Annotated in this window: 15 protein-coding genes and 1 pseudogene; 7 read left to right on the forward strand and 9 right to left on the reverse strand. The window is 60.8% G+C overall.

Annotated elements, in window-relative coordinates:
* Positions 1-10 precede the first annotated feature (10 nt).
* From B5527_RS15370 to B5527_RS15380, 3 genes and pseudogenes are all read left to right on the forward strand, one after another.
* Positions 11-664 carry a glutathione S-transferase family protein gene (locus tag B5527_RS15370; RefSeq protein WP_079607293.1) on the forward strand — a complete coding sequence of 218 codons (654 nt, stop codon included), beginning with the start codon at positions 11-13 and terminating at the stop codon, positions 662-664.
* A 57-nt stretch (positions 665-721) separates the two neighbouring features.
* Positions 722-1018: pseudogene (locus B5527_RS15375) on the forward strand (DUF899 family protein); the annotation flags it as partial.
* Positions 1019-1040: 22 nt separating this feature from the next.
* Positions 1041-1325 carry a hypothetical protein gene (locus B5527_RS15380; RefSeq protein WP_079602217.1) on the forward strand — a complete coding sequence of 95 codons (285 nt, stop codon included), beginning with the start codon at positions 1041-1043 and terminating at the stop codon, positions 1323-1325.
* Between the two features lie 46 nt (positions 1326-1371).
* Here the strand turns inward: B5527_RS15380 and B5527_RS15385 are convergent, their stop codons facing one another.
* The 8 genes from B5527_RS15385 to B5527_RS15420 form a co-directional block, all read right to left on the reverse strand.
* Complete coding sequence (locus tag B5527_RS15385) at positions 1372-2172, reverse strand: hypothetical protein (RefSeq protein WP_245332612.1); 801 nt, start codon at positions 2170-2172, stop codon at positions 1372-1374.
* Between the two features lie 31 nt (positions 2173-2203).
* Complete coding sequence (locus B5527_RS15390) at positions 2204-3217, reverse strand: YncE family protein (protein ID WP_079602218.1); 1014 nt, start codon at positions 3215-3217, stop codon at positions 2204-2206.
* A 65-nt stretch (positions 3218-3282) separates the two neighbouring features.
* Positions 3283-3822: a PepSY domain-containing protein gene (locus B5527_RS15395; protein WP_154072262.1), complete on the reverse strand. Its 540-nt coding sequence runs from the start codon at positions 3820-3822 to the stop codon at positions 3283-3285.
* 45 nt (positions 3823-3867) lie between these two features.
* The gene (gene chrA / locus B5527_RS15400) at positions 3868-5046 is read right to left on the reverse strand and encodes a chromate efflux transporter (protein ID WP_079602221.1); all 1179 of its coding nucleotides are present in this window, start codon (positions 5044-5046) and stop codon (positions 3868-3870) included.
* A gap of 108 nt (positions 5047-5154) precedes the next feature.
* Positions 5155-6102 (reverse strand): DUF1259 domain-containing protein, encoded by a 948-nt coding sequence (locus tag B5527_RS15405; protein ID WP_154072263.1) that lies wholly within the window; start codon positions 6100-6102, stop codon positions 5155-5157.
* A gap of 110 nt (positions 6103-6212) precedes the next feature.
* Positions 6213-6809: a superoxide dismutase gene (locus B5527_RS15410; RefSeq protein WP_079607296.1), complete on the reverse strand. Its 597-nt coding sequence runs from the start codon at positions 6807-6809 to the stop codon at positions 6213-6215.
* A gap of 193 nt (positions 6810-7002) precedes the next feature.
* Positions 7003-7650 (reverse strand): family 16 glycoside hydrolase, encoded by a 648-nt coding sequence (locus B5527_RS15415; RefSeq protein ID WP_154072265.1) that lies wholly within the window; start codon positions 7648-7650, stop codon positions 7003-7005.
* Positions 7651-7673: 23 nt separating this feature from the next.
* Complete coding sequence (locus tag B5527_RS15420; protein ID WP_154072266.1) at positions 7674-8480, reverse strand: chromate resistance protein ChrB domain-containing protein; 807 nt, start codon at positions 8478-8480, stop codon at positions 7674-7676.
* A 725-nt stretch (positions 8481-9205) separates the two neighbouring features.
* Between B5527_RS15420 and B5527_RS15425 the strand changes: the two genes are divergently transcribed.
* Positions 9206-12421 (forward strand): efflux RND transporter permease subunit, encoded by a 3216-nt coding sequence (locus tag B5527_RS15425; RefSeq protein ID WP_079602227.1) that lies wholly within the window; start codon positions 9206-9208, stop codon positions 12419-12421.
* Between the two features lie 80 nt (positions 12422-12501).
* Positions 12502-13701: an efflux RND transporter periplasmic adaptor subunit gene (locus tag B5527_RS15430; protein WP_172842565.1), complete on the forward strand. Its 1200-nt coding sequence runs from the start codon at positions 12502-12504 to the stop codon at positions 13699-13701.
* 204 nt (positions 13702-13905) lie between these two features.
* On the opposite strand, the gene B5527_RS15435 is transcribed toward B5527_RS15430, so the two are convergent.
* Positions 13906-14847: a LysR family transcriptional regulator gene (locus B5527_RS15435; RefSeq protein ID WP_079602230.1), complete on the reverse strand. Its 942-nt coding sequence runs from the start codon at positions 14845-14847 to the stop codon at positions 13906-13908.
* A gap of 191 nt (positions 14848-15038) precedes the next feature.
* Here B5527_RS15435 and B5527_RS15440 point away from each other — a divergent pair, with 191 nt between their 5' ends.
* On the forward strand, positions 15039-18221 hold the full coding sequence (locus B5527_RS15440) for an efflux RND transporter permease subunit (protein ID WP_079602232.1): 3183 nt from the start codon (positions 15039-15041) through the stop codon (positions 18219-18221).
* An 11-nt stretch (positions 18222-18232) separates the two neighbouring features.
* The gene (locus B5527_RS15445; RefSeq protein ID WP_079602234.1) at positions 18233-19426 is read left to right on the forward strand and encodes an efflux RND transporter periplasmic adaptor subunit; all 1194 of its coding nucleotides are present in this window, start codon (positions 18233-18235) and stop codon (positions 19424-19426) included.
* Positions 19427-19438 lie beyond the last annotated feature (12 nt).

Below are 19438 nucleotides of genomic sequence, written 5' to 3' on the forward strand. Positions count from 1 at the left end.
GGGAAACGACATGGAAAAGATCGCTGTGTGGGGTTTTCGTTGGGCGCCGCCCTTCGCGCAGGGGCTTGTGCGCGATCTACGCGTGCGTTGGGCGCTGGAAGAGGCGGGGCTTGCCTATGAAAGCCGGCTGATCGGCATCGAGGAGCGGACCTCCGATGCCTATCGGCGCATGCATCCTTTTGCGATGGTGCCCGTTCTCGAGTCCGGCGGCGAAACCGTGATCGAGTCGGGCGCGATCGTCCATTCCATCGCCGAAGATTGCGAGGTGCTCATGCCGGCCGGCCGGCGCACCGAAACGCTCGCCTGGATGTTCGTCGCGCTCAATACCGTCGAGCCGCCGGTTCAGAACCTCTCGGCGATGGACCTGCTGCATAAGGAAGAAGAGTGGGCAAAGCTGCGGCGTCCTGGAGCCGTCGATGCGGTGAAGGTGCGGCTCAGCGTGCTTTCCGAACGGCTCGACGGGCGCGATTATCTGCTTGGCCGCTTCACGGCGGCCGACATTCTGATGACGACGGTGCTGAGGCTTATCCGGCATACGGATCTGGTGGCCGGATTCTCCGTAGTCGACGCCTACGTCAAGCGCTGCGAAGCGCGGCCGGCGTTCCAAAAGGCCTTGCGCGATCAGATGGCCGACTACGCAGGCAACGCACCGGTCGCAGCCTGAGAACGATATCAAGATGACAACTCGAACTAAAGGCGCACCGACGAAAGGAGAGCAACGATGACCGATCGTCAAGCCGGAACATGTGAAGAATGGCTTGTCACGCGGCTGCCGCTGCTCGAGGCAGAGAAGGAGCTGACCCGCCGCAGCGACGAGCTAGCGCGCCGACGGCAGCAATTGCCGTGGGTAGGCATCGACCAGGAATACGTCTTCGACACCGACGAGAGCGAACAGTCACTGCGTGATCTGTTTGCCGGGCGCTCGCAGCTTCTCGTCTACCACTTCATGTTCCGCCCGACATGGAGCGCAGGGGGCCCCACCTGCACGCTGCATACGGAAAGTTTCGACCGTGCCGTCGTCCAATCGTGAATCCGCCCCAATGATTGTGACCCGGCGTGAAACTGCTGATGGCTCCGCCCGAAGCGGCAATCCCGCCGCGCTCGGCGCAGCCGACTTTCTATGCCTCGCGGCCGCGCCGGCCTTCGCCATCATGGCGCTGCTGACGGGCGTTCTCGGTGGCGGCCAGCCTGGGATGCTCTGCGCGCCGGATGCGTCACCGCTGAGCGGAATGGTCCCGATGTACGTGCTGATGAGCGCGATCCATTCGGCGCCCTGGCTGAGGCTGATCTCCGGCCGACGAAGCGGTGGCCGCGGATGGAGATAAGTTATGGAGAGACTGACCAAAAGGCTCCACTTACCCAGGCATCATGCTATCTCGATGACCGTTGTTGCCGTTCGCCGACGAACTGCAGCGGAAAGCCAAATGTCAATCCGGCACGCACTTCGTTCACCGGATGCCCGTTCGTGAGAGCATGCCGCAGTCCGACGTCGAAACTGAGATTATCGCGAACCTGCCAGATGAAGCCAACCAAGGCGGATACAGTGTTGAATTGGCCGAAGTCTTGCTCGACGAAAAACTCCGCAACAGGCCGCACAGACCATTTTGACGGTCCTTCGATAATAGCGCCAAAAAACAGATCCGCGTGATGATCTTTGGTAAGAGCTGCTGCAGCATTCAAGTGGATTGTGCCCCAGTCCCACCGCTGCGAGACAATGCCGGCGACACTGGCGCCGACCCCGGAATTTCCCATGCTGTCGGGAAGCAACACACCAAATTCGGTCGCAATACTCGGTCCGGTCTTATCCTGCAGACTGCCAGGCTGCAGGATATGTTTGAGGAATGCGCCGGCCGCCGTCAGACTGGTGGGCCCCGAAGACGACAGCGGCGTTTGCCCCAGTCCTTCCAGTACGGCCTCCCATCCTTCGCTGATTCCGTAATTGAAGACGGTGGCTGGCGCGATGAGAGAGGTTCCGGTCTCGTCGCGCAAGCGTCCCGCTGGTTGCAATTCGATTTCCACCTCTCCCGGAGCGGCCACGGCAGCGTCGGTGCCGTCGAAGGGACGATAAGCGACCGCGGGGCCGGGCCATGCTGCGAGACTCGAAGCGATGCATGATCCCGACACGAACCGTTTGAGGAGCCGCCGTTTGTGGAATGGACTTCTCGCGAGCATGCGTCAGTCCTCTGCGTCGCATTGTTGTCTATCAAGGTATCGGTCGGAACACCCAGATGGCTGCCGGTTCGGCCGTGCTTGTCCGGACGGCAACCAGCAGACGGTCAAGTTCGGGCACAAAGAACGACGTACGTGCCCCAGACACGGTGGGAATGCGCGCGGTCCGCCGATAGGTCGTCCCTTTCGCCTCTAAAACATCGAGAAAACCGGCCCCGCAACTCACGTAGACGCGGTTGCGCTTCGCATCGATGAACAAGTCGTCAGAGTCGCCGCAGGTCTCGGCGGTCGCGATGAGCTTGCCGCCTATTATGGAGAAGACGCCAAGCTCGGCGGGCGCCCGAAAAATCACCAGAACCTGGCGGCGCACAGGATCCAGGGCCATCGGGAAGTTAGCGCCGTGATCGGGTATCGGCCATTTGCCAGTTTGCTTTTGGGAGGCGCGATCGACGACGGCGATACCATGGGCATCCGGCACATTGACGAAGATTTGGCTAGTATCGGGATCGATCTGAAAGCCTTCGGGGTGCGCCTTCACCGGGATGTCGCCAACTTTGCTGCGGGCGGCGGGATCGATGACGGCCAGTGCACCGCTCCCATAACCGATGAAAATCCGATTGGCCGCAGTGTCGACGCGGACATTGTCCGCATCGCTGCCAAGCTCGATCTGGCCTTTGGGTTTGTATTCGGTTCCTTCGAACAAGCGCACGGAACCGTCGCCGGCGTTGGCGACGTAGAGCGTGTCGGTGGACGGCTCGTAGCCGACTCCCTGTGGCTCTTTCAGTCCTGCGATCGTCTGCAGCAATTTGCGATTGGCGAGATCGACTACGCCGACACTGGCGTTGCCCAGTTCGGCCACGAACAACCGCTGCCGTTTCAAATCGACCGCCATGTGGTCAATGCGCCCGTGCACACTGCCGAGAGGAATTTTCGCTTCGAGCTGGAGCGGCGCCGTTTCCGCCGGCTGGGCAACCGCATTACTGCCCACACCCGGGAGCGCCTCGGCGGCGAGGAACAGCGTAACGATTATCGCAAATCGAGGTAACACGATCGCACCTTCCCTTCATCGCGGCGCAACGTCCACGCGATCGGTTGGGTTGCCTCCGGGCACGACTAATCCAGCGGCTGCTGGATCGCTCTGACCTGGTTGTAGGTGAGTACATCGATCGAAGCGATCGGATGTCCGTCCTTCATACTGGGCACCACGCTTACGGCTCGGATGTTCGCCGACTGGGCTATCGTTTTGTCGACCACAGCTTGCAAAGACGTTTTCGCGTTCGCCATCGCCTCGTTTTGCTCCATAGCGGCGGAGAGATCGTCGCCCTCGGTGATGGGCTCGGCTCGCAAAACCTTGCCGGTCACGTAATTGAGCAGCACCTCGAAAAACTTGCCTTCCTTCGCGGTGTAGACCGAAAGCTGGAGCTTGCCGTCGTCGACCTCGAATTTGGCCGAGATCGGCTGACCCTGCTGTTCGCTGGCTGCCAGACCCTGCCGCAAATTAATCTTGGCGGTGTCCAAAAGCTTGATGAGCGCTTCTTGCGATGCATCCTCGTCGTCTGCCGCGAAGGCATTGCTACCGGCGAAACCTGCCAGGCCGGCAAATCCGAGAGCTATCGCGCCGGCCGTCGTGAGCATCATCATTCTTCGCGTCATGTTTTTTCTCCATCGGTCGATTAACTTCGCCCCATTTTTCTCCAGCTATTTGACCATCACCCAGTCTGGCTGCAGCCACGGGAACGCGATCAGACCCACCACCGCGGTCGCGGCGATCAGCAACGGGTTGCTCACTTTCCAACGGAAAAGAATAGCGAGTGAGACCACCCCAATAGCGCAGGTAAGCCAGTCGCCGATGGCGATGCGCCCCAGCAGGATGCAGGCGCCTAATATTGTTCCTATCGCTGCTGCATAAGCGCCTTTGACAAATCCCTGCACGTTGGGATTGCCGCGATGGCGCGCCAGCAGCGGCGCGGCGACCAGCACCAGCAGAAACGACGGCAGGAAAATGCCGATGGTCGAGACCACCGAGCCCCAGAATCCGGCGACGAGATAACCGACAAAGGTCGCGGTGATGACGACTGGTCCAGGGCTAATCATGCCGATGGCGACCGCGATCAGGAACTGGCGCTGGTCGAGCCAGCCGAACTGTTGCACAAGTCCCTGTTCGAGGAACGGCACGATCACAAGGCCGCTGCCAAAGGTGAGCGAGCCCGCCTTGAGGAAAAACAGAAAAAGCTTGCCCAGGATCGAGCCGGAAGCTGTTGGCGCGAGTTGTGCCAGAACCGGCACGACGGTTACCGAAAGCGCCGTCGGCGGCGCACGGCGAAAAAGGCTGCCGTAATAGAGGATACCAACAAGGCCGGCGCCGATGAACAGCAGCGCTACTTCGGCCTGCAGAATGACGGTCACCGCCAGGCAGACGGTGGCGATCACCCACTGCAACCAGTCTTCCATGCCGAGCTTGGCCAGCCGGTAGCAGGAATGCAGGATCAGCGCGATGACGGCGGGACTCACACCGTAGAAGATGGCGGTCACCGGCTGCAGGTCGCCAAGATAGACATAGAGTGCGCCCAGCGCCGCGACGATGATGAAGTTTGGCAGGATGAAGGCCCAGCCGCCGGCCCAGGCACCCCAGAAGCCGCCGCGCAGGTAAGAGACATAGACGCCGACCTGAATGGCAAGCGGTCCGGGCAGCGATTGGCAAATCGCGATCGCCTCGCGCATTTGCGCCTTGGTGAGCCATTTGCGGTCGTTGACCAGCTCGCGTTCCATCTGGCCGACCAGCGCAACCGGGCCGCCGAAGCCGAGGCAGCCGAGCCGCAGGAAGTAACGGACCAGTTCGCCGATCCGGCCTTCCGGAATGGTTGTCGTCATTGTCATCTGAGCCCCCGCCCGTTGTTATGAATTTGTGTCTTGCCGCGAACTCCTCGGCCTCACTCTTTCGAAGAGTCTCGCGGCAAGAGTCTCCTAGCTGTTGAGCCGGATAGCCTAGCTCTTCGCGCTCGCCGTCTTGTCGAGTGCGGCGCGCAGGCCCTTCGCCAACTTCAACGCGTCGTCGACGGCCCAGAAATGCAGGAAGAACAGCCGCGGCTGCTCGTCCAGCATGTGACTGTGGACCGCCGTGACGTCGATGCCGTTGGCGCGCAACGCCTTGATCACTGGATTCACTTCGTCGTTGGTGAGCACGAAGTCGCCGGTGATGGCTGCCTTGCCGCCGCCGGTTGGCTGAAAATTGATGCCGATGGCGGCACCGAGCGGCGCAGGCGGCGTCATGGTCGTGCCGTCCATGCTCACGGGATCGCGGCGCGGCACGTTGAATTGATAGACGCCGCCGTTGGCCTGCCCTTTGGCGCCCATGATTTGATCGAGTTGCGCGGTATCGAGATCGACCGCGGGAGGCGGAGCGGCGGCGGCCGGCATCGAAAGCGGCGTCTTGCTCACGGCCAGCGCATCATGGATCGCGGCAGCCATCCTGGCCGGGTCGCCGTGGCCGCCGACATGCATGTAGAAGGTGGCGGGGCTGGCGCGCAGCAGATGATTGTGCACGGCGGTGATGTCGAGCCCACCTTCGATCATTTTGAGCATGACGGGGTTGATTTCGCTCTCGAGCAACACGAGGTCACCCATCACCATGGCTTCGCCGTGCATCGGCTTGAACGCAACCCAGCCGCCAAGCGCCAGGGCCGGTTTGATGGTGACGCCGTCGAGCGTCACGGTGAGATCGCTGCGCGGAAAGCCGTAACGGCGCACGTCACCGGAGACCGCAGGCTTCCTGCCGAGCGCGTCGTCGACCTTCTGCCAGTTGATTTCCTGGGCGTGGGCGGAGGTCACGAACGGCTCCGTGAAAATCTGCCAGTCGATGTTTTGCGCACTTGCGCCGGTGGCAAACGAGACCGCGAGAATTGAAGTCGCAGTCCAAAGTCGAATCTTACGCATGGTTAGGTCCTCCTTGGTTGAGCCGATGGTCATCTCGTCGGCTCGAATTATCGTCGGCTGGTAACGGGCGATCGTGAGTTCTTTGCGCGAGGCGTCGCGCACGGCAGGCGTTAGCTTTCGTGGCTGTACTGGTCGTACAGCTTCGCGGCGTTGTCCCAGCGGATTGCCTCCATATAGATGTCGACATAGCGCGCGGCCGCCGCACCGTAATCCATATGATAAGCGTGCTCGTACATATCGAGCACAAGCACGGGCCGGCCACCGGCTAGTGTCGTGCTATGGTCTGCCGCCCATTGGTTGACGAGGCGTTTGTCGCGCGGCGAGTAAGACAGGATCACCCAGCCGGAACCGCCGCCTTCTGCCTTGCCCATCGCGACAAATTCCGCGCGCCAGCGCTCAAGGCTGCCGAAATCGCGGGCGATCGCCTCCGCCAACGCGCCGTTCGCGCCGGTACCACCACCAAGCCCATCGAAATATATCTCGTGCAGGATCATTGAGTTCGCAGCGATCAACTCTTCACGCTTCAAGCCGTTGATCATGAAATTGGGCGCTTTGGCAAAATCCAGCTCGGCCAGCTGCGCGCCGATCGCGTTGAGGCGCTTCACGGCGCCAACGTAGTTGTTTTCGTAATGGCTCACGAGAACCTTTTCCGAAATGCCCTTGATCGACTTTGGATCAAGCGACAGGGGTTTTGCTTGATAAGGCATCGTTCTGGCTCCGCTCGGTTGGTTGCTTTGTGCGAATGCTGGGCTCGCCGCCAGCGCTGCTGTTGATGCGGCGGCCGCAACGAGTCCCGCTCCCTGAATGAAGCTCCGGCGTTCGGTTGTGATGGTCATGGAATCTCCTTGTGTTAACAATCACGAGAGGTGACGGCTGCAGATGGCAGGTTTGCTATGGGTCTCATTGCAACGGTTCGATCTCGATCTGGTCGAATCGCGTGATGCTGTCGCCTTTGGTCCAGAGTGCGACGCGGCCTGCACGGGATAGAGTTCTATCGAACCCGGTGAATACCCAAACCCCGTCGAGCGAGACGGTGAACTGATTGTCTACCGCCCGAACCGTCAGCGTATGCCAACTGTGCGACGCAATGTCGGCATCGACGCCTGCGATCTCCTCGGACGCCCCGTTGCTCACCAAAGAGAAAAGAACTCTGTCCCTCAGTGCGTCCACTTGAACAAGATAATAGTCTTGTGGGCCGCTCAGCCGCACGGCGATCCCACCACCCTGATCTGACTTTCCTCCGTCCGCCTTAAGACGAAGGCTGATTTCCGCATTCTTGACCGCCGCAGTTTTATAGATTGCGAGCGGGAATCGGTCCTCGGTCGTCTGTACGCCGGACTGTTCGATGGCGAGGCCGGCTGTGGCGGTCGCGTCACCCACGATCTTCCACCGCCCTCGCGATACATTGAATTCGGCCGGCGCGGCTCCAACGCCCTCCTTTCCGATGTCGATGCTCGTTGCGGCGACCAGGCCACTTCCGCCCAATTCCACCCATGTGACGCACGCAACAGCCAAGAGCACACGATAAATGCGTGCTCGCCTCGACATTGGTTGGTCTCTCAATGGCATCTTCAAGTTCCCGCCGCTCGCGCGGGCCAGTTGTGGGTCTCCGCCTGTAGCGTGCGGCACCAGGTGTAGAGCGCGTCATAGATGACCATGCCGTGCTTCAGCATCTCATGGTCGTCGGGAAAGTTCGCTGACAGGCCCAGAGAGATTGCGAACAGCCCGCCGCACTGGGGACTTAAATCGTGCCGCGAGGTGTCGGCGCCCCGGACGATCGTCGCCAGATGGTCGAGTGTCGAGTCCTTGATGTCGTAGATGCGCAGGATGGTGTCGAACGAGCAGCGCTCGCCTTCATGGGTGAATTCCACCCCATCGATGTCGTAAGGAATTCCGCCTGTCTGCTGAGCGACGGCGACGACCTGATCCTTGGGGACATAGATGAATTCAGCGTTGGGATCGATGAAGCGCCGGATCAGCCAGGGACAGGCGATGCGATCGATCTTCGGGTGTTCGCGCGTCACCCATTTGCTGGGGGAAGGGCCGATATTCCGGCGCGTCGGCAATCCCTGTTCGGTCCAGCCCGCGATGCCGCCTTCGAGGAAATTTGCCTCTATCCCCATGATGCGCAAGGCTGTGGCTATGCCTTGGCTGAGCTCTTCTCCGTGAGCGCAATAGGTGACGACCGTGCGTCCACTGGGAAGTTCGTTGCGCCATTCATCGATCCGATCCGGCGAACGATGGAACGCGGGAGCGACGACTCTCTCGGCGCCGAGGATGTCGGTGTCGCGCCGAACATCGATAACGATCGGCGCGGCTTCGGAGCCGAGCCGTTCGTAAAGGTCGCGAGGTGAAATGGAGTGGCTGTCTCGGTCCATGCGCAAATCTCCTCGACAAGTCGAGTGTTGCGCAGTCGTTGGACCGAAGTCTGAAGGGGAGACTGCATAGTCCCCTGCGCGCTTTTTAAGTTGATCCGATCGCAAAAGCAAGAGGGACAACGAACGGGCGCGGTCCATCACAAATTCGTGCGGACTGATAGTCGCTTACCGCCGCGAGTTCTGGCCAGGGAACTCCGGCGCACATCCTTGAACGTCAACGCCGGCTTGCAAGCAAACTGCGCCGTGGCTGGGGTGGCCACGCCAAGCACCAGGCTCGCAACGAGGCATGCACCAACGCATGCCAAACACTCTCGTCGTTCTCATCAATAAAAAAGGTGTGAGTGTTGTCGTCCATGCGCAAATCTCCGCGACACTTCGAGTGCTGCGGCAGGGCCGTCGGGGCAGCCTTCTACGGAACGCAGGTCCACAATTCGTCCGCACCTTCGATCGGATTTCAGAAATGTGAAACTAAATTTACTTGAGACGATCGCAACCGACTGCGATGTTCGGCCATCATCTATCGCCGGGGCTCGCAGACCCCCGGCATCCCAAGACGGTTCTCCGTCCAAGCTCTGCTCGCAACTCGAGGTCGTCCGACCTCGGGGAGCTGAGCATTTGGACGGAAATATGCGCCGCATTTCTCAAAAAAGTACCACCAGCTTTTGCTGGAGCCATCGAGGCTCACTCCGCTGTGCGTGTGCGGCAGAGCGGACTGAGGCATCAAGATGAACTTGGCGTCGTTTGCGTTGCGACGCCCGATCTCGCTTTTGACAATGGTCCTAGCCGTTGCATTGGTGGGTTTTCTGGCGGCCCATCGAATGTCTCGGGACATCTTCCCGGATCTCGGCGTACCCGTCCTGTACGTGGCACAGCCGTACGGCGGCATGGACCCGGCGCAGATGGAAGGGTTCATCGTCAACTATTATGAATACCACTTCCTCTACATCACCGGCATCGAGCATGTCGAAAGCAAATCGATCCAGGGCGTCGGGCTGATCAAGCTACAATTTCATCCCGGCACCGACATGGCGCAGGCCACGGCGGAGACTGTCGGCTACGTCGACCGCGCCCGCGCCTTCATGCCTACGGGAACGGTACCGCCTTTCGTGATGCGATTCGACGGTGGCAGCGTTCCGGTCGGCGACTTGGTCTTCTCCAGCAAGACAAAAACAGTCGCCGAGCTTCAGGATGCGGCGCTCTTCAAGGTTCGCCCGTTGTTCGCGACTTTGCCAGGCGTGTCGGCGCCGCCGCCCTTCGGCTCGAGCCAGCGCACCATCGTTGTCAGCTTGGATCCTGACAAGCTCCGTTCCTACAATATGTCACCGGATGAGGTGGTGCGGGCATTAGGTGCCGGTAACACGGTCAGCCCATCTGGAAACGTCCGCATCGGCGATCTCATGCCAATGGTGCCGGTCAACTCCGTTGTCGGGGATTTCAAGGGTCTGAGCAACATTCCCATCCGCTCGCGCGGGACGCAGACGATCTTCATACGCGACGTCGGATCGGTCGAAGACAGCGCCGACATCCAGACCGGCTACGCGCTGGTGAATGGACGCCGCACGGTCTACATCCCCGTAACCAAACGAGCCGACGCCTCGACACTTGCGGTTGTCCAGGCTGTCAAAGCCAACATGCCCCGCTTCCAATCGGTACTGCCCAATGATGTTGAGGTCAGTTACCAGTTCGACCAGTCTCCCTACGTCACGCGTGCCATCCAGGGCCTGTTGGTCGAAGGCGCTCTCGGCGCGGTGCTCACGGGCCTCATGGTGCTCCTGTTTCTGCGGGATTGGCGCAGTTCGCTTGTCGTGGTTTTAAACATTCCGCTCGCGATCCTCGCATCGGTGACAGCGCTCTGGGTATCGGGTCAGACGATCAACATCATGACCTTGGGCGGGTTGGCGTTGGCAGTCGGCATCCTGGTCGACGAGGCGACAGTCACCATCGAGAACATCCATACCCATCTTGCTGATGGCCAAAGCCTTGCCCGTGCCGCGAGTAAGGCCACGGCCGAGACCACGCTGCCCCGTTTTGTGGCCATGCTCTGCATTCTGGCGGTGTTCATTCCCGCCTTCTTCATGACCGGCGCCGCGCACAACCTGTTCGTACCGCTGGCCTTGGCAGTCGGCTTCTCGATGGTTGGGTCGTATCTGCTTTCCAGTACCTTTGTGCCGGTGCTCTCGGTCTGGATGTTGCGCGATGCGGGCACGCGCCCCGAACCGCAAGAGACGTTTTTCGATCGGCTGCGTGCCAGGTACGATCGGTTCGCGCGCGCCGTCATGAAACGGCGGCGCATCGTCGTGTTTTCCTATCTCATCATCAGCGGCGCAATCATTTCCCTGGTCGGCGGCTCCCTCGGCACCGAGATTTTTCCAGTCGTGGATACCGGCCAGCTTCAATTGCATCTTCGGGCTCCGGCAGGAACGCGCATCGAGCGGACCGAGCAGATCGCGCTACAAACACTCGACGTGATCAAGCGCGAGGTCGGGCCGGATAACGTGGACATCAGCCTGGGTTTTGTCGGCACGCAGCCGCCCAATTACCCGATCAATACCATTTACCTCTGGAGTTCCGGCTCCGAGGAAGCCGTGCTGCAGGTGCAGCTCAAACGCGGCGCCGGGATCCGCATCGAGGATTTGAAGGAGCGACTGCGTCAGACACTGCCCCAAGAACTGCCGGGTGTACGCTTCTCATTCGAACCAAGCGACATCGTCAGCCGGGTGATGAGCTTCGGTGCGCCGACACCAATCGAAGTGGCCGTGAGCGGGCCGAACCTCGCCGATAGTCGCCAATACGCCGACAAGCTCCGAGCCAAATTGGCACAGGTGCCGACGCTGCGAGACCTGGGATTCGAGCAGGAACTCGATTACCCGACCGTAAACGTCGCTGTGGATCGCGAGCGAGCGGGCGTATTGGGGGTAACGGCGGATGATGTGGCAAAATCGGTCGTCGCGGGCACGTCATCCAGTCGCTACACCTCCGCGAATTATTGGGCCGATCCCAAGAGCGGCATTGGCTATCAGGTGCAGGTCGAGATCCCCGAGCACCGGATGAATTCCCTGGAGGAGGTAAAGAACCTCCCCATCGCTCGCCGGTCGGGCGGACAGATCGACCTCCGCAACGTGGCCGGCGTCACCGACGGCGCGGCGCTCGGCGAATATGACCGCTACAACATGCAGCGCATGCTGACACTCAGCGCCAACATCTCCGGCGAAGATCTTGGACGCGCGGCAGCCCGCGTGCAGCAGGCGATCAACGATACGGGAAAGCCGCCCGATCGGGTAAACGTGACGGTGCGCGGGCAAGTCCAGCCCATGGCGGAGATGTTCGAAGGCCTGCGTCTGGGACTCTTGATGGCGGTGGGTGTCATCCTCCTGCTGCTGACCGCCAACTTCCAATCGCTCCGGCTTTCCCTGGCGGTGGGGTCGACGATTCCCGCCGTCATCGCCGGGGTCGTACTTGTGCTGTGGCTCACCCGGACCACGCTCAACATTCAATCTTTCATGGGCGCGATCATGGCGATCGGAGTGGCCGTGGCAAACGCGATCCTGCTGGTCACTTTCGTTGAGCGCAGCCGCATCGAAGGCCGCGAGCCATGGGAGGCGGCAATAGAAGGCGCACGGAGTCGTCTGCGTCCGATCCTGATGACCAGTTTCGCGATGCTGGCCGGGATGGTGCCGATGGCGTTGGGCCTGGGCGAAGGCGGAGAGCAAAGTGCGCCGCTTGGGCGGGCGGTGATCGGCGGTCTCCTCGGCGCAACCTGTGCCACGCTCATCGTCCTGCCGGCGATCTTGGCCACGCTCCAGTCGCGGCATGCCTTGATTTCCGCCTCGCTCGATCCTGATGACCCGCATAGCCGCTATTTCGAGTCGGAGCCGCGGCTCGGCCCGGTATCGGAACGTGGCGACGGATTCCCTGAACACCATGCTCGGGCAGCGGAATAGGCGGAACAACCACAAACTGAATTTAAAGGCGGAACATTATGAATTTCAGGGGTCGAAGGGGCGTAAAGCTCTTGGTAGTCGTGGTCGGCGTCGGCGCGGCAGGCGTCGTTGCGGATTGGCATTTGGCAGCATCGCCATCGCCACCGCTCGTGAGTCCGTGGAAGCCGGATAACCTGCCGCGGGTCGAGGTTGTGCATCCGCGCCGCGCTGCTGTAGCCCAACGTCTCCAAACCAACGCCACCCTCGAAGCCTTTGAGGAATCCGATCTCTTCGCCAAGGTCTCCGGGTACCTGTCCGACGTCCGCGTCGATATCGGGGATCACGTGAAGGCAGGTCAAGTGCTCGCGATCATCGACGTTCCCGAAATGAAGCAGGAGCTTGCCGAAGCAGAGGCCCAGCTGGAATCCAAGAAAAGCTCGCTAGAGAGCGCGCGCCACCAACTGGATCACAACAAGGCGGACGCAGCGCTTCAAAACGCCTTGGCGAAAGACCGGGAGCAACTGGGCGAGGGACGGCAGTTCATCAGCGACCGGACCCTCGATCAGGTGCACGCCAACGCGGATATCGCCAAGGCGGATCTCGGCGTGGCGGAAGCGAACCGCGACCTCGCGGCCAACCAGGTCGACGTCGCCACCGCGACTGTGGAGAAGATCAAGACACTGCTCGCCTATACCCAGATCGTGGCGCCTTTCGATGGCGTGGTGGCACGACGCCAGGTGAACCGGGGCGATTTGGTCCAGGCCGCCACGGCCACGCGGACGACGCCGTCTGCGGGATCGCTGTTCACAGTGCAGCGGATCGACACGATTCGGGTGTTTTGCGACGTTCCGGAGAACGACGTGCCTCACCTTCACGTTGGCGATCCGGCCATCGTCAAGCCGTCTGGCTTCGACGGGAAGGCATTTATGGGCAACGTAACCCGTTTCTCCCTACGTCTCGATCCCGAGACCCGCAATATGCGTACCGAGATCGACCTGCCCAATCCCAAGGAGCGACTATATCCCGGAACGTATGCGGAGGTCTCACTGGAAATGAGCCGGCGCCCCAATGTTCTCACCGTACCCGCGGCGGCTGTAGGTTCGGATGACGGCGGAAGCTTCGTGTACACCGTCACCGACGGACGTATCGCACGCCTAGCGGTCAAAACTGGTCTTACCGATAACGGCCGCATCGAGGTAGCTACCGGTGTGTCGGAAGAGACACCGGTGGTCGCGAGCAGTAAGGGCGTGCCGCCACTGACAACGGCCGTTCAGCCGCAGATGATCCGCGAGAACTCCTAGCGTCGCGCCACGGAGACCAAATGCGTTCCTCTTGAGGGCTAATCAGAACGAAACAGCATTATAAACTAGCTAGGGCCCGTACTCATGCGCGACCAAATTCCAATGCGTCGCGAAACGACGCGACGTGCCGATATCGGGCTCATGCACCGCATAAAGTCCGGGTCGTCTCGGTCAGGGCTGATTCGCTTCTGAGCACCCAACAGTTCATGTGCCACGAAGGTCGTCGGATACACGGGCGATGACGTCGCGCAACCAGGCGTGCGCAGGCTGGTTATCGAACCGTCGTAGCCAGATCATGGCCGCCTCGATCGGCTTGGGCGAACGTGAAAGCCGACGGTAAACAAGCTGGTGCGACCTCGTCATGCCTTTCGCGACGTTCAGCGGAACCACCGCCACCAGGTCCGATGTGGCGAGGATCTGCGCCGTCGACAGGAATGGCGCCCGCATCGCCCGTTTGGCGCCGGGCTTTGGTCCTGCTGGTCCGGTTTCGGCAAATTCGGTCCCAAATTGGGCCGACGAGATTTCCAGCTGGAAGAGGGCTGCCAGGTGTTCCGTCGAGATTTCCCGCGCTTTTGCGGCCGGGTGACCCTTGCGATGCACCACGACGAATTGGTCCTGCAACAACCGCCGCCGCGAGAACCGCTCGCCCTGGGGGGCTGACGGACCCATCGCCAGATGCAGTTCGCCTCGGTCAAGCTGCTCCAAAACATCCAGGGTGCCGCTTGGCCGAAAATCCAGGCTAACGCCAGGAGCAATCCTCGCCACATATGCGGCGATTGGCGCGACCAGAACGATCGCGGCATAATTGTCGACGGCGATGCGAAAGGTCGTCGTCGCCTTGGCCGGTTCGAAATGATCCGGTTCGAGCGATTGCTGCAGCCCGTCGAGCGCGATCCTGATCGGGGTGGCGAGATGTTCGGCGCGCGGCGTCGGCATCATTCCGTATGGGCTGCGGACAAACAGCTCGTCTTTGAGCATGTGACGCAATCGGGTCAGGGCATGGCTGATGGCCGGCTGACTGAGTCCGAGCCGTTGCCCCGCCCGCGTGACGGACCGCTCCCGCATGATGGCGTCGAAAACGACCAGCAGGTTCAGATCGATCGCACCTAGTTTGGGCGCTGTCTTGTTCAAATGTTCGGTCGCCATTCAAAATTCAGAATGCGCATCTGCAAATGAAGATAATGCATTTTACGAATGCGAAACTCAACCGTAGATTCCGGATTGTCGGTTCGAAAGGTCGCGCCGCGCGGACTGCAAACCAGCAGCTTGGGGGCGCTGAAGGTGCCGGAGGGGTCGACGGCGAAGCCGATGACTGATCGGCAGCATCGGAGAACGTTATGATCGGAATCGTCCGGCTCGCCTTGCGGCGTCCCTATACGTTCGTTGTCATGGCGGTGCTGATCCTGATCTTCGGCACGGCGTCGGCGCTGCGCACGCCCACCGACATCTTCCCCAACATCAACATCCCCGTCATCAGCGTGGTGTTCAGCTACACGGGCCTGCCTGCCGATGACATGGCCGGCCGCATCGTCACCTTCTACGAGCGATCGCTGCCCAATGCCGTCAACGACATCGAGCATATCGAATCCCAGTCGATCGTAAACTACGGGATTATCAAGATCTTCTTTCAGCCGACGGTGAACATCAATGCCGCGTTGGCGCAGGTCAACGGCATGTCGCAGACGGTGCTGAAGCAGATGCCGCCCGGCATCACACCGCCGCTGATCCTGAGCTTTAATGCGTCGAGCGTCCCAATTTTTCAGCTGGCTCTTTCGAGCGATAAAATGTCCGAAACCCAGGTTTTCGACTCGGCGCTGAACTTCATTCGCCCGGCTCTCGCTCCCGTCCCGGGAGCCTCGCTTCCGCTTCCCTACGGCGGCAAGGTGCGGCAGGTCCAGGCCGATCTCAATCAGCAGGCTTTACATCAGTACGGGGTTTCCGCGAACGACGTCATCAATGCGCTTTCGTTGCAGAACCTCATCACGCCGGTCGGCACCCAGAAGATCGGCCCTTACGAATACACCGTCAACCTCAACGACTCGCCGAAAGCGGTGGAAGCTTTCAACGATCTCCCGATCAAGACAGTCAACGGCACCGTCATCTATATGCGTGATGTCGCTTACGTGCATGACGGCAGTCCGCCGCAGACCAATGTCGTTCGCGTTAACGGCGCCAGCGCCGTGCTGCTGACCATCATGAAGGCGGGCGCGAGCTCGACTTTGGATATCATCAACGGCGTCAAGCGCCTGCTGCCTTCGGTGTCGCAGACACTTCCCGACAGCCTGAAGCTGACGGCGGCTGGCGATCAATCCGTTTTCGTGACCGATGCGGTATCAAGCGTCATCAGGGAAGGCGTGATCGCGGCGGCGCTGACCGGGACGATGATCCTGCTGTTCCTTGGAAGCTGGCGCTCGACGCTCATCATTACAGTATCAATTCCGTTGGCGATATTGGCGGCGCTCATGGGCCTGTCCCTGCTGGGCGAAACGATCAATGTCATGACGCTTGGTGGTCTGGCGCTGGCCGTCGGAATTCTGGTCGACGACGCGACCGTAACCATCGAAAACATCAATTCGCATCTCGAGCGGGGCAAGCAGATCGAGCCTGCCATTCTCGATGGCGCGATGGAAATCGTTGCGCCGGCGACGGTGTCGCTGCTCTGCATTTGCATCGCATTTGTGCCGATGTTCGGGCTCGGTGGTGTCGCCGGTTACCTTTTTCGGCCGCTCGCCGAGGCGGTCACGCTCGCGCTTGCCGCTTCCTATGTCCTTTCGCAGACACTGGTGCCGACGCTGGCAAACTATCTCTTGCGCAGTCAACGCGTACACGGCTCGCCGGATGACACCGGGCAGGCGAAAGCCAGCCGCAATCCGCTTGCACGCTTCCAGCGGAGTTTCGAGCGCCATTTCGAGAACGTCAGGAAACACTATCTGGGCTTGCTGCAACTCTGTCTGCGGAACCGGGTCAAGGTAATCGCCGGATTTCTGTGCTTCAGCCTCCTGTCGTTCGGCCTCGCGCCTTATCTCGGCCAGGACTTTTTTCCGACGGTGGATGGTGGGCAGATCAAGCTTCACCTTCGCGCGCCGACCGGAACGCGGATCGAAGAAACGACCAGCCTGACCGACCGGATCAGCACGGCCATTAAAGGCATCATTCCGCCCGGCGAACTCGACGGCATGGTGAGCAATATTGGGCTCTCCGTCAGCGGCATCAATATGGCCTACAATAACTCCGGCACCATCGGCGTGGGAGACGCCGACATCCTGATCAGTCTGAAGCCCAATCACGCGCCGACCGACGGCTACATCAAGACCATGCGGGAGAAACTGCCCCAGCAGTTTCCCGGCACGAACTTCGCCTTCCTCCCGGCGGATATCGTCAGCCAGGTCCTGAACTTCGGAGCGCCGGCGCCGATCGACCTGCAGGTTGCCGGTAAGGACCTTGCCGCAGATCGGAAGTACGCAAATTCCGTGCTGGCGAAGGTCAGGGAGATTCCAGGCATCGCCGATGCGCGGATCCAGCAGGCGTTTCAGCAGCCGACCCTTGACGTCAATGTCGACCGCTCGCTCACCTCGCTCGCGGGCCTTAGCGAGAAGGACGTAGCCACCGCCATGCTGACGACGCTGTCGGGAAGCTCGCAGTCTGCTCCGACCTACTGGCTGAACCCTGCCAACGGCGTGTCCTACGCGGTCTCGGTTCAGACCCCCCAGCGTAATATCAACTCCATGACCGGCCTGGAAAACATTCCGGTGACATCCGCCGCTGCCGCTCCCCAACTTCTCGGCGGCCTGGCGCAGGTCCAGCGGACCAACAGCAACGCCGTCGTGTCCCACTACAACGTCCAACCCGTGATCGACATTTTCGCGACGCCGCAGGGGCGCGATCTCGGAGCGCTCGCATCGGACATTCAAAAGGTCATTCACGACACCGCAAAAGATATGCCCAAGGGAGCGAGCGTCGCATTGCGAGGTCAAGTGAGTACGATGACCAGCGCCTACCAGCAGCTCTTCATTGGTCTCGCCGCAGCGATCGTTCTCATCTACCTGTTGATCGTCGTCAACTTTCAGTCCTGGGTCGATCCCTTCGTTATCATCATGGCGCTGCCGACTGCATTGGCCGGTGTCGTCTGGGCTTTGTTCGGGACCGGGACAACGCTTTCGGTCCCCGCGCTTACCGGCGCGATCATGTGCATGGGGGTGGCGACCGCCAACAGCATCCTGGTGACCAGTTTTGCCCGCGAGCGGATGGCGGCCGGAGCGAATGGTATGGCGGCTGCGTTCGAGGCGGGCGCAGCGCGGTTTCGCCCGGTGCTGATGACCGCGCTCGCGATGGTCATCGGCATGCTGCCGATGGCGACCGAAGCCGGACAGAATACGCCCCTGGGGCGTGCGGTGATCGGCGGGCTGATCTTTGCTACCTGCGCCACGCTGTTTCTGGTGCCCACGATTTTCAGCCTGGTGCACGGCCGCCAGCATGCCAACGCAGATCGGGCGGACGCCCCGCCTTCGCCGTCGCATTGATCGGAGAACAAATGTCCTCGGAAGACGTCAAAGCTCCAAGCCGGCGAAGCCTCCTGACGGCGGCTACAGCCGCGGTTCTGCTTGCCGCCGTGGTGGTCGGCTATGGCTTCGTCAACCGCGCCCAGAGCAAGCAGGAAGTGGAGGACTGGACCGCGGCGGCAAGTGTTCCAACCGTTGCGCTGGCTCAATCGATTCCGCAGAGCCCGACTCAAACATTGACGCTGCCGGGAAATATCCAGCCCTTCAACCGGGCGGAGATCTTCGCGCGGGTGAACGGTTACCTTAAGAGCTGGGACCACGACATCGGCTCGCAGGTTAAGTCCGGCGAGGTGCTCGCCACCATCGACGCCCCCGACCTCGATCAGCAGCTTGGTCAGGCCAAGGCAACGCTGGCAAGCGTGAGGGCCAATCATCAGATTGCGTCCCTCACCGCAAGCCGCAACAACATCCTGCTGCAAAAGCAGATCGTTGCCCAGCAGCTTGCCGATCAGACCACCGCCGACGAAAAGGCGAAAGAAGCCGTCGTCGACGCCAATGAAGCCAATGTCCGGCAGCTCGAGGCCATGCAGTCGTTCAAGACGCTTGCCGCGCCCTTTGATGGCGTCGTGACCGCCCGAAACGTAGAGCTTGGCATGCTGATCAACTCGGGAGGCTCAGGTCAGCCGTTGTTCGAAGTGTCAGACCTGCATCGTATCCGACTTTACGTGCAGGTCCCGCAATCGTTCTCAGCCGCGCTAACGGTGGGAATGAAAGCCAAGTTCGGGATGCCGCAGTATCCGGGCGTGCAATTCGACGCCACGCTCTCGCACATATCCAAGGCGATCAATCAAGCTTCGCACAGCATGCAGGTCGAGCTGCAGGCCGACAATGCAGACGGAAAATTTTTCGGCGGTAGCTACTGCATTGTGCACTTTGAAATTCCGACCGACGCCAATCTCGTGAAGATTCCGTCCACCGCCCTCGTCACCGGCAATCAGGGCACGCAGGTCGCAACGATCGACGGGAATAACAAGGTCGTATTCAAGAGAGTGCAACTGGGCCGCGATCTCGGCGACAGCGTGGAAGTCCTTGCAGGCTTGTCGCCGTCCGACCGGATCATCGATAACCCGCCGGAAACATTGACGACCGGCGATGCGGTCCGCGTCGCTGGCGCGACGCCGCAAAGCGCGGGGGTGGTGTCGCGGGCGTCAACGGCCCGACACTGATTAATGTTCCTC

Origin of the sequence: Bradyrhizobium erythrophlei (genome assembly GCF_900129425.1) — a bacterium.
GTDB classification, from domain to species: domain Bacteria; phylum Pseudomonadota; class Alphaproteobacteria; order Rhizobiales; family Xanthobacteraceae; genus Bradyrhizobium; species Bradyrhizobium erythrophlei_C.

Coding starts and splice junctions, on each gene's coding strand:
- B5527_RS15425 (WP_079602227.1), top strand. CDS start 9,206: ATGAACTTGGCGTCGTTTGCGTTGCGACGCCCGATCTCGCTTTTGACA.
- B5527_RS15420 (WP_154072266.1), bottom strand. CDS start 8,480: ATGGACCGAGACAGCCACTCCATTTCACCTCGCGACCTTTACGAACGG.
- B5527_RS15385 (WP_245332612.1), bottom strand. CDS start 2,172: ATGCTCGCGAGAAGTCCATTCCACAAACGGCGGCTCCTCAAACGGTTC.
- B5527_RS15370 (WP_079607293.1), top strand. CDS start 11: ATGGAAAAGATCGCTGTGTGGGGTTTTCGTTGGGCGCCGCCCTTCGCG.
- B5527_RS15445 (WP_079602234.1), top strand. CDS start 18,233: ATGTCCTCGGAAGACGTCAAAGCTCCAAGCCGGCGAAGCCTCCTGACG.
- B5527_RS15415 (WP_154072265.1), bottom strand. CDS start 7,650: ATGTCGAGGCGAGCACGCATTTATCGTGTGCTCTTGGCTGTTGCGTGC.
- B5527_RS15380 (WP_079602217.1), top strand. CDS start 1,041: ATGATTGTGACCCGGCGTGAAACTGCTGATGGCTCCGCCCGAAGCGGC.
- chrA (WP_079602221.1), bottom strand. CDS start 5,046: ATGACAATGACGACAACCATTCCGGAAGGCCGGATCGGCGAACTGGTC.
- B5527_RS15410 (WP_079607296.1), bottom strand. CDS start 6,809: ATGCCTTATCAAGCAAAACCCCTGTCGCTTGATCCAAAGTCGATCAAG.
- B5527_RS15440 (WP_079602232.1), top strand. CDS start 15,039: ATGATCGGAATCGTCCGGCTCGCCTTGCGGCGTCCCTATACGTTCGTT.
- B5527_RS15405 (WP_154072263.1), bottom strand. CDS start 6,102: ATGCGTAAGATTCGACTTTGGACTGCGACTTCAATTCTCGCGGTCTCG.
- B5527_RS15435 (WP_079602230.1), bottom strand. CDS start 14,847: ATGGCGACCGAACATTTGAACAAGACAGCGCCCAAACTAGGTGCGATC.
- B5527_RS15395 (WP_154072262.1), bottom strand. CDS start 3,822: ATGACGCGAAGAATGATGATGCTCACGACGGCCGGCGCGATAGCTCTC.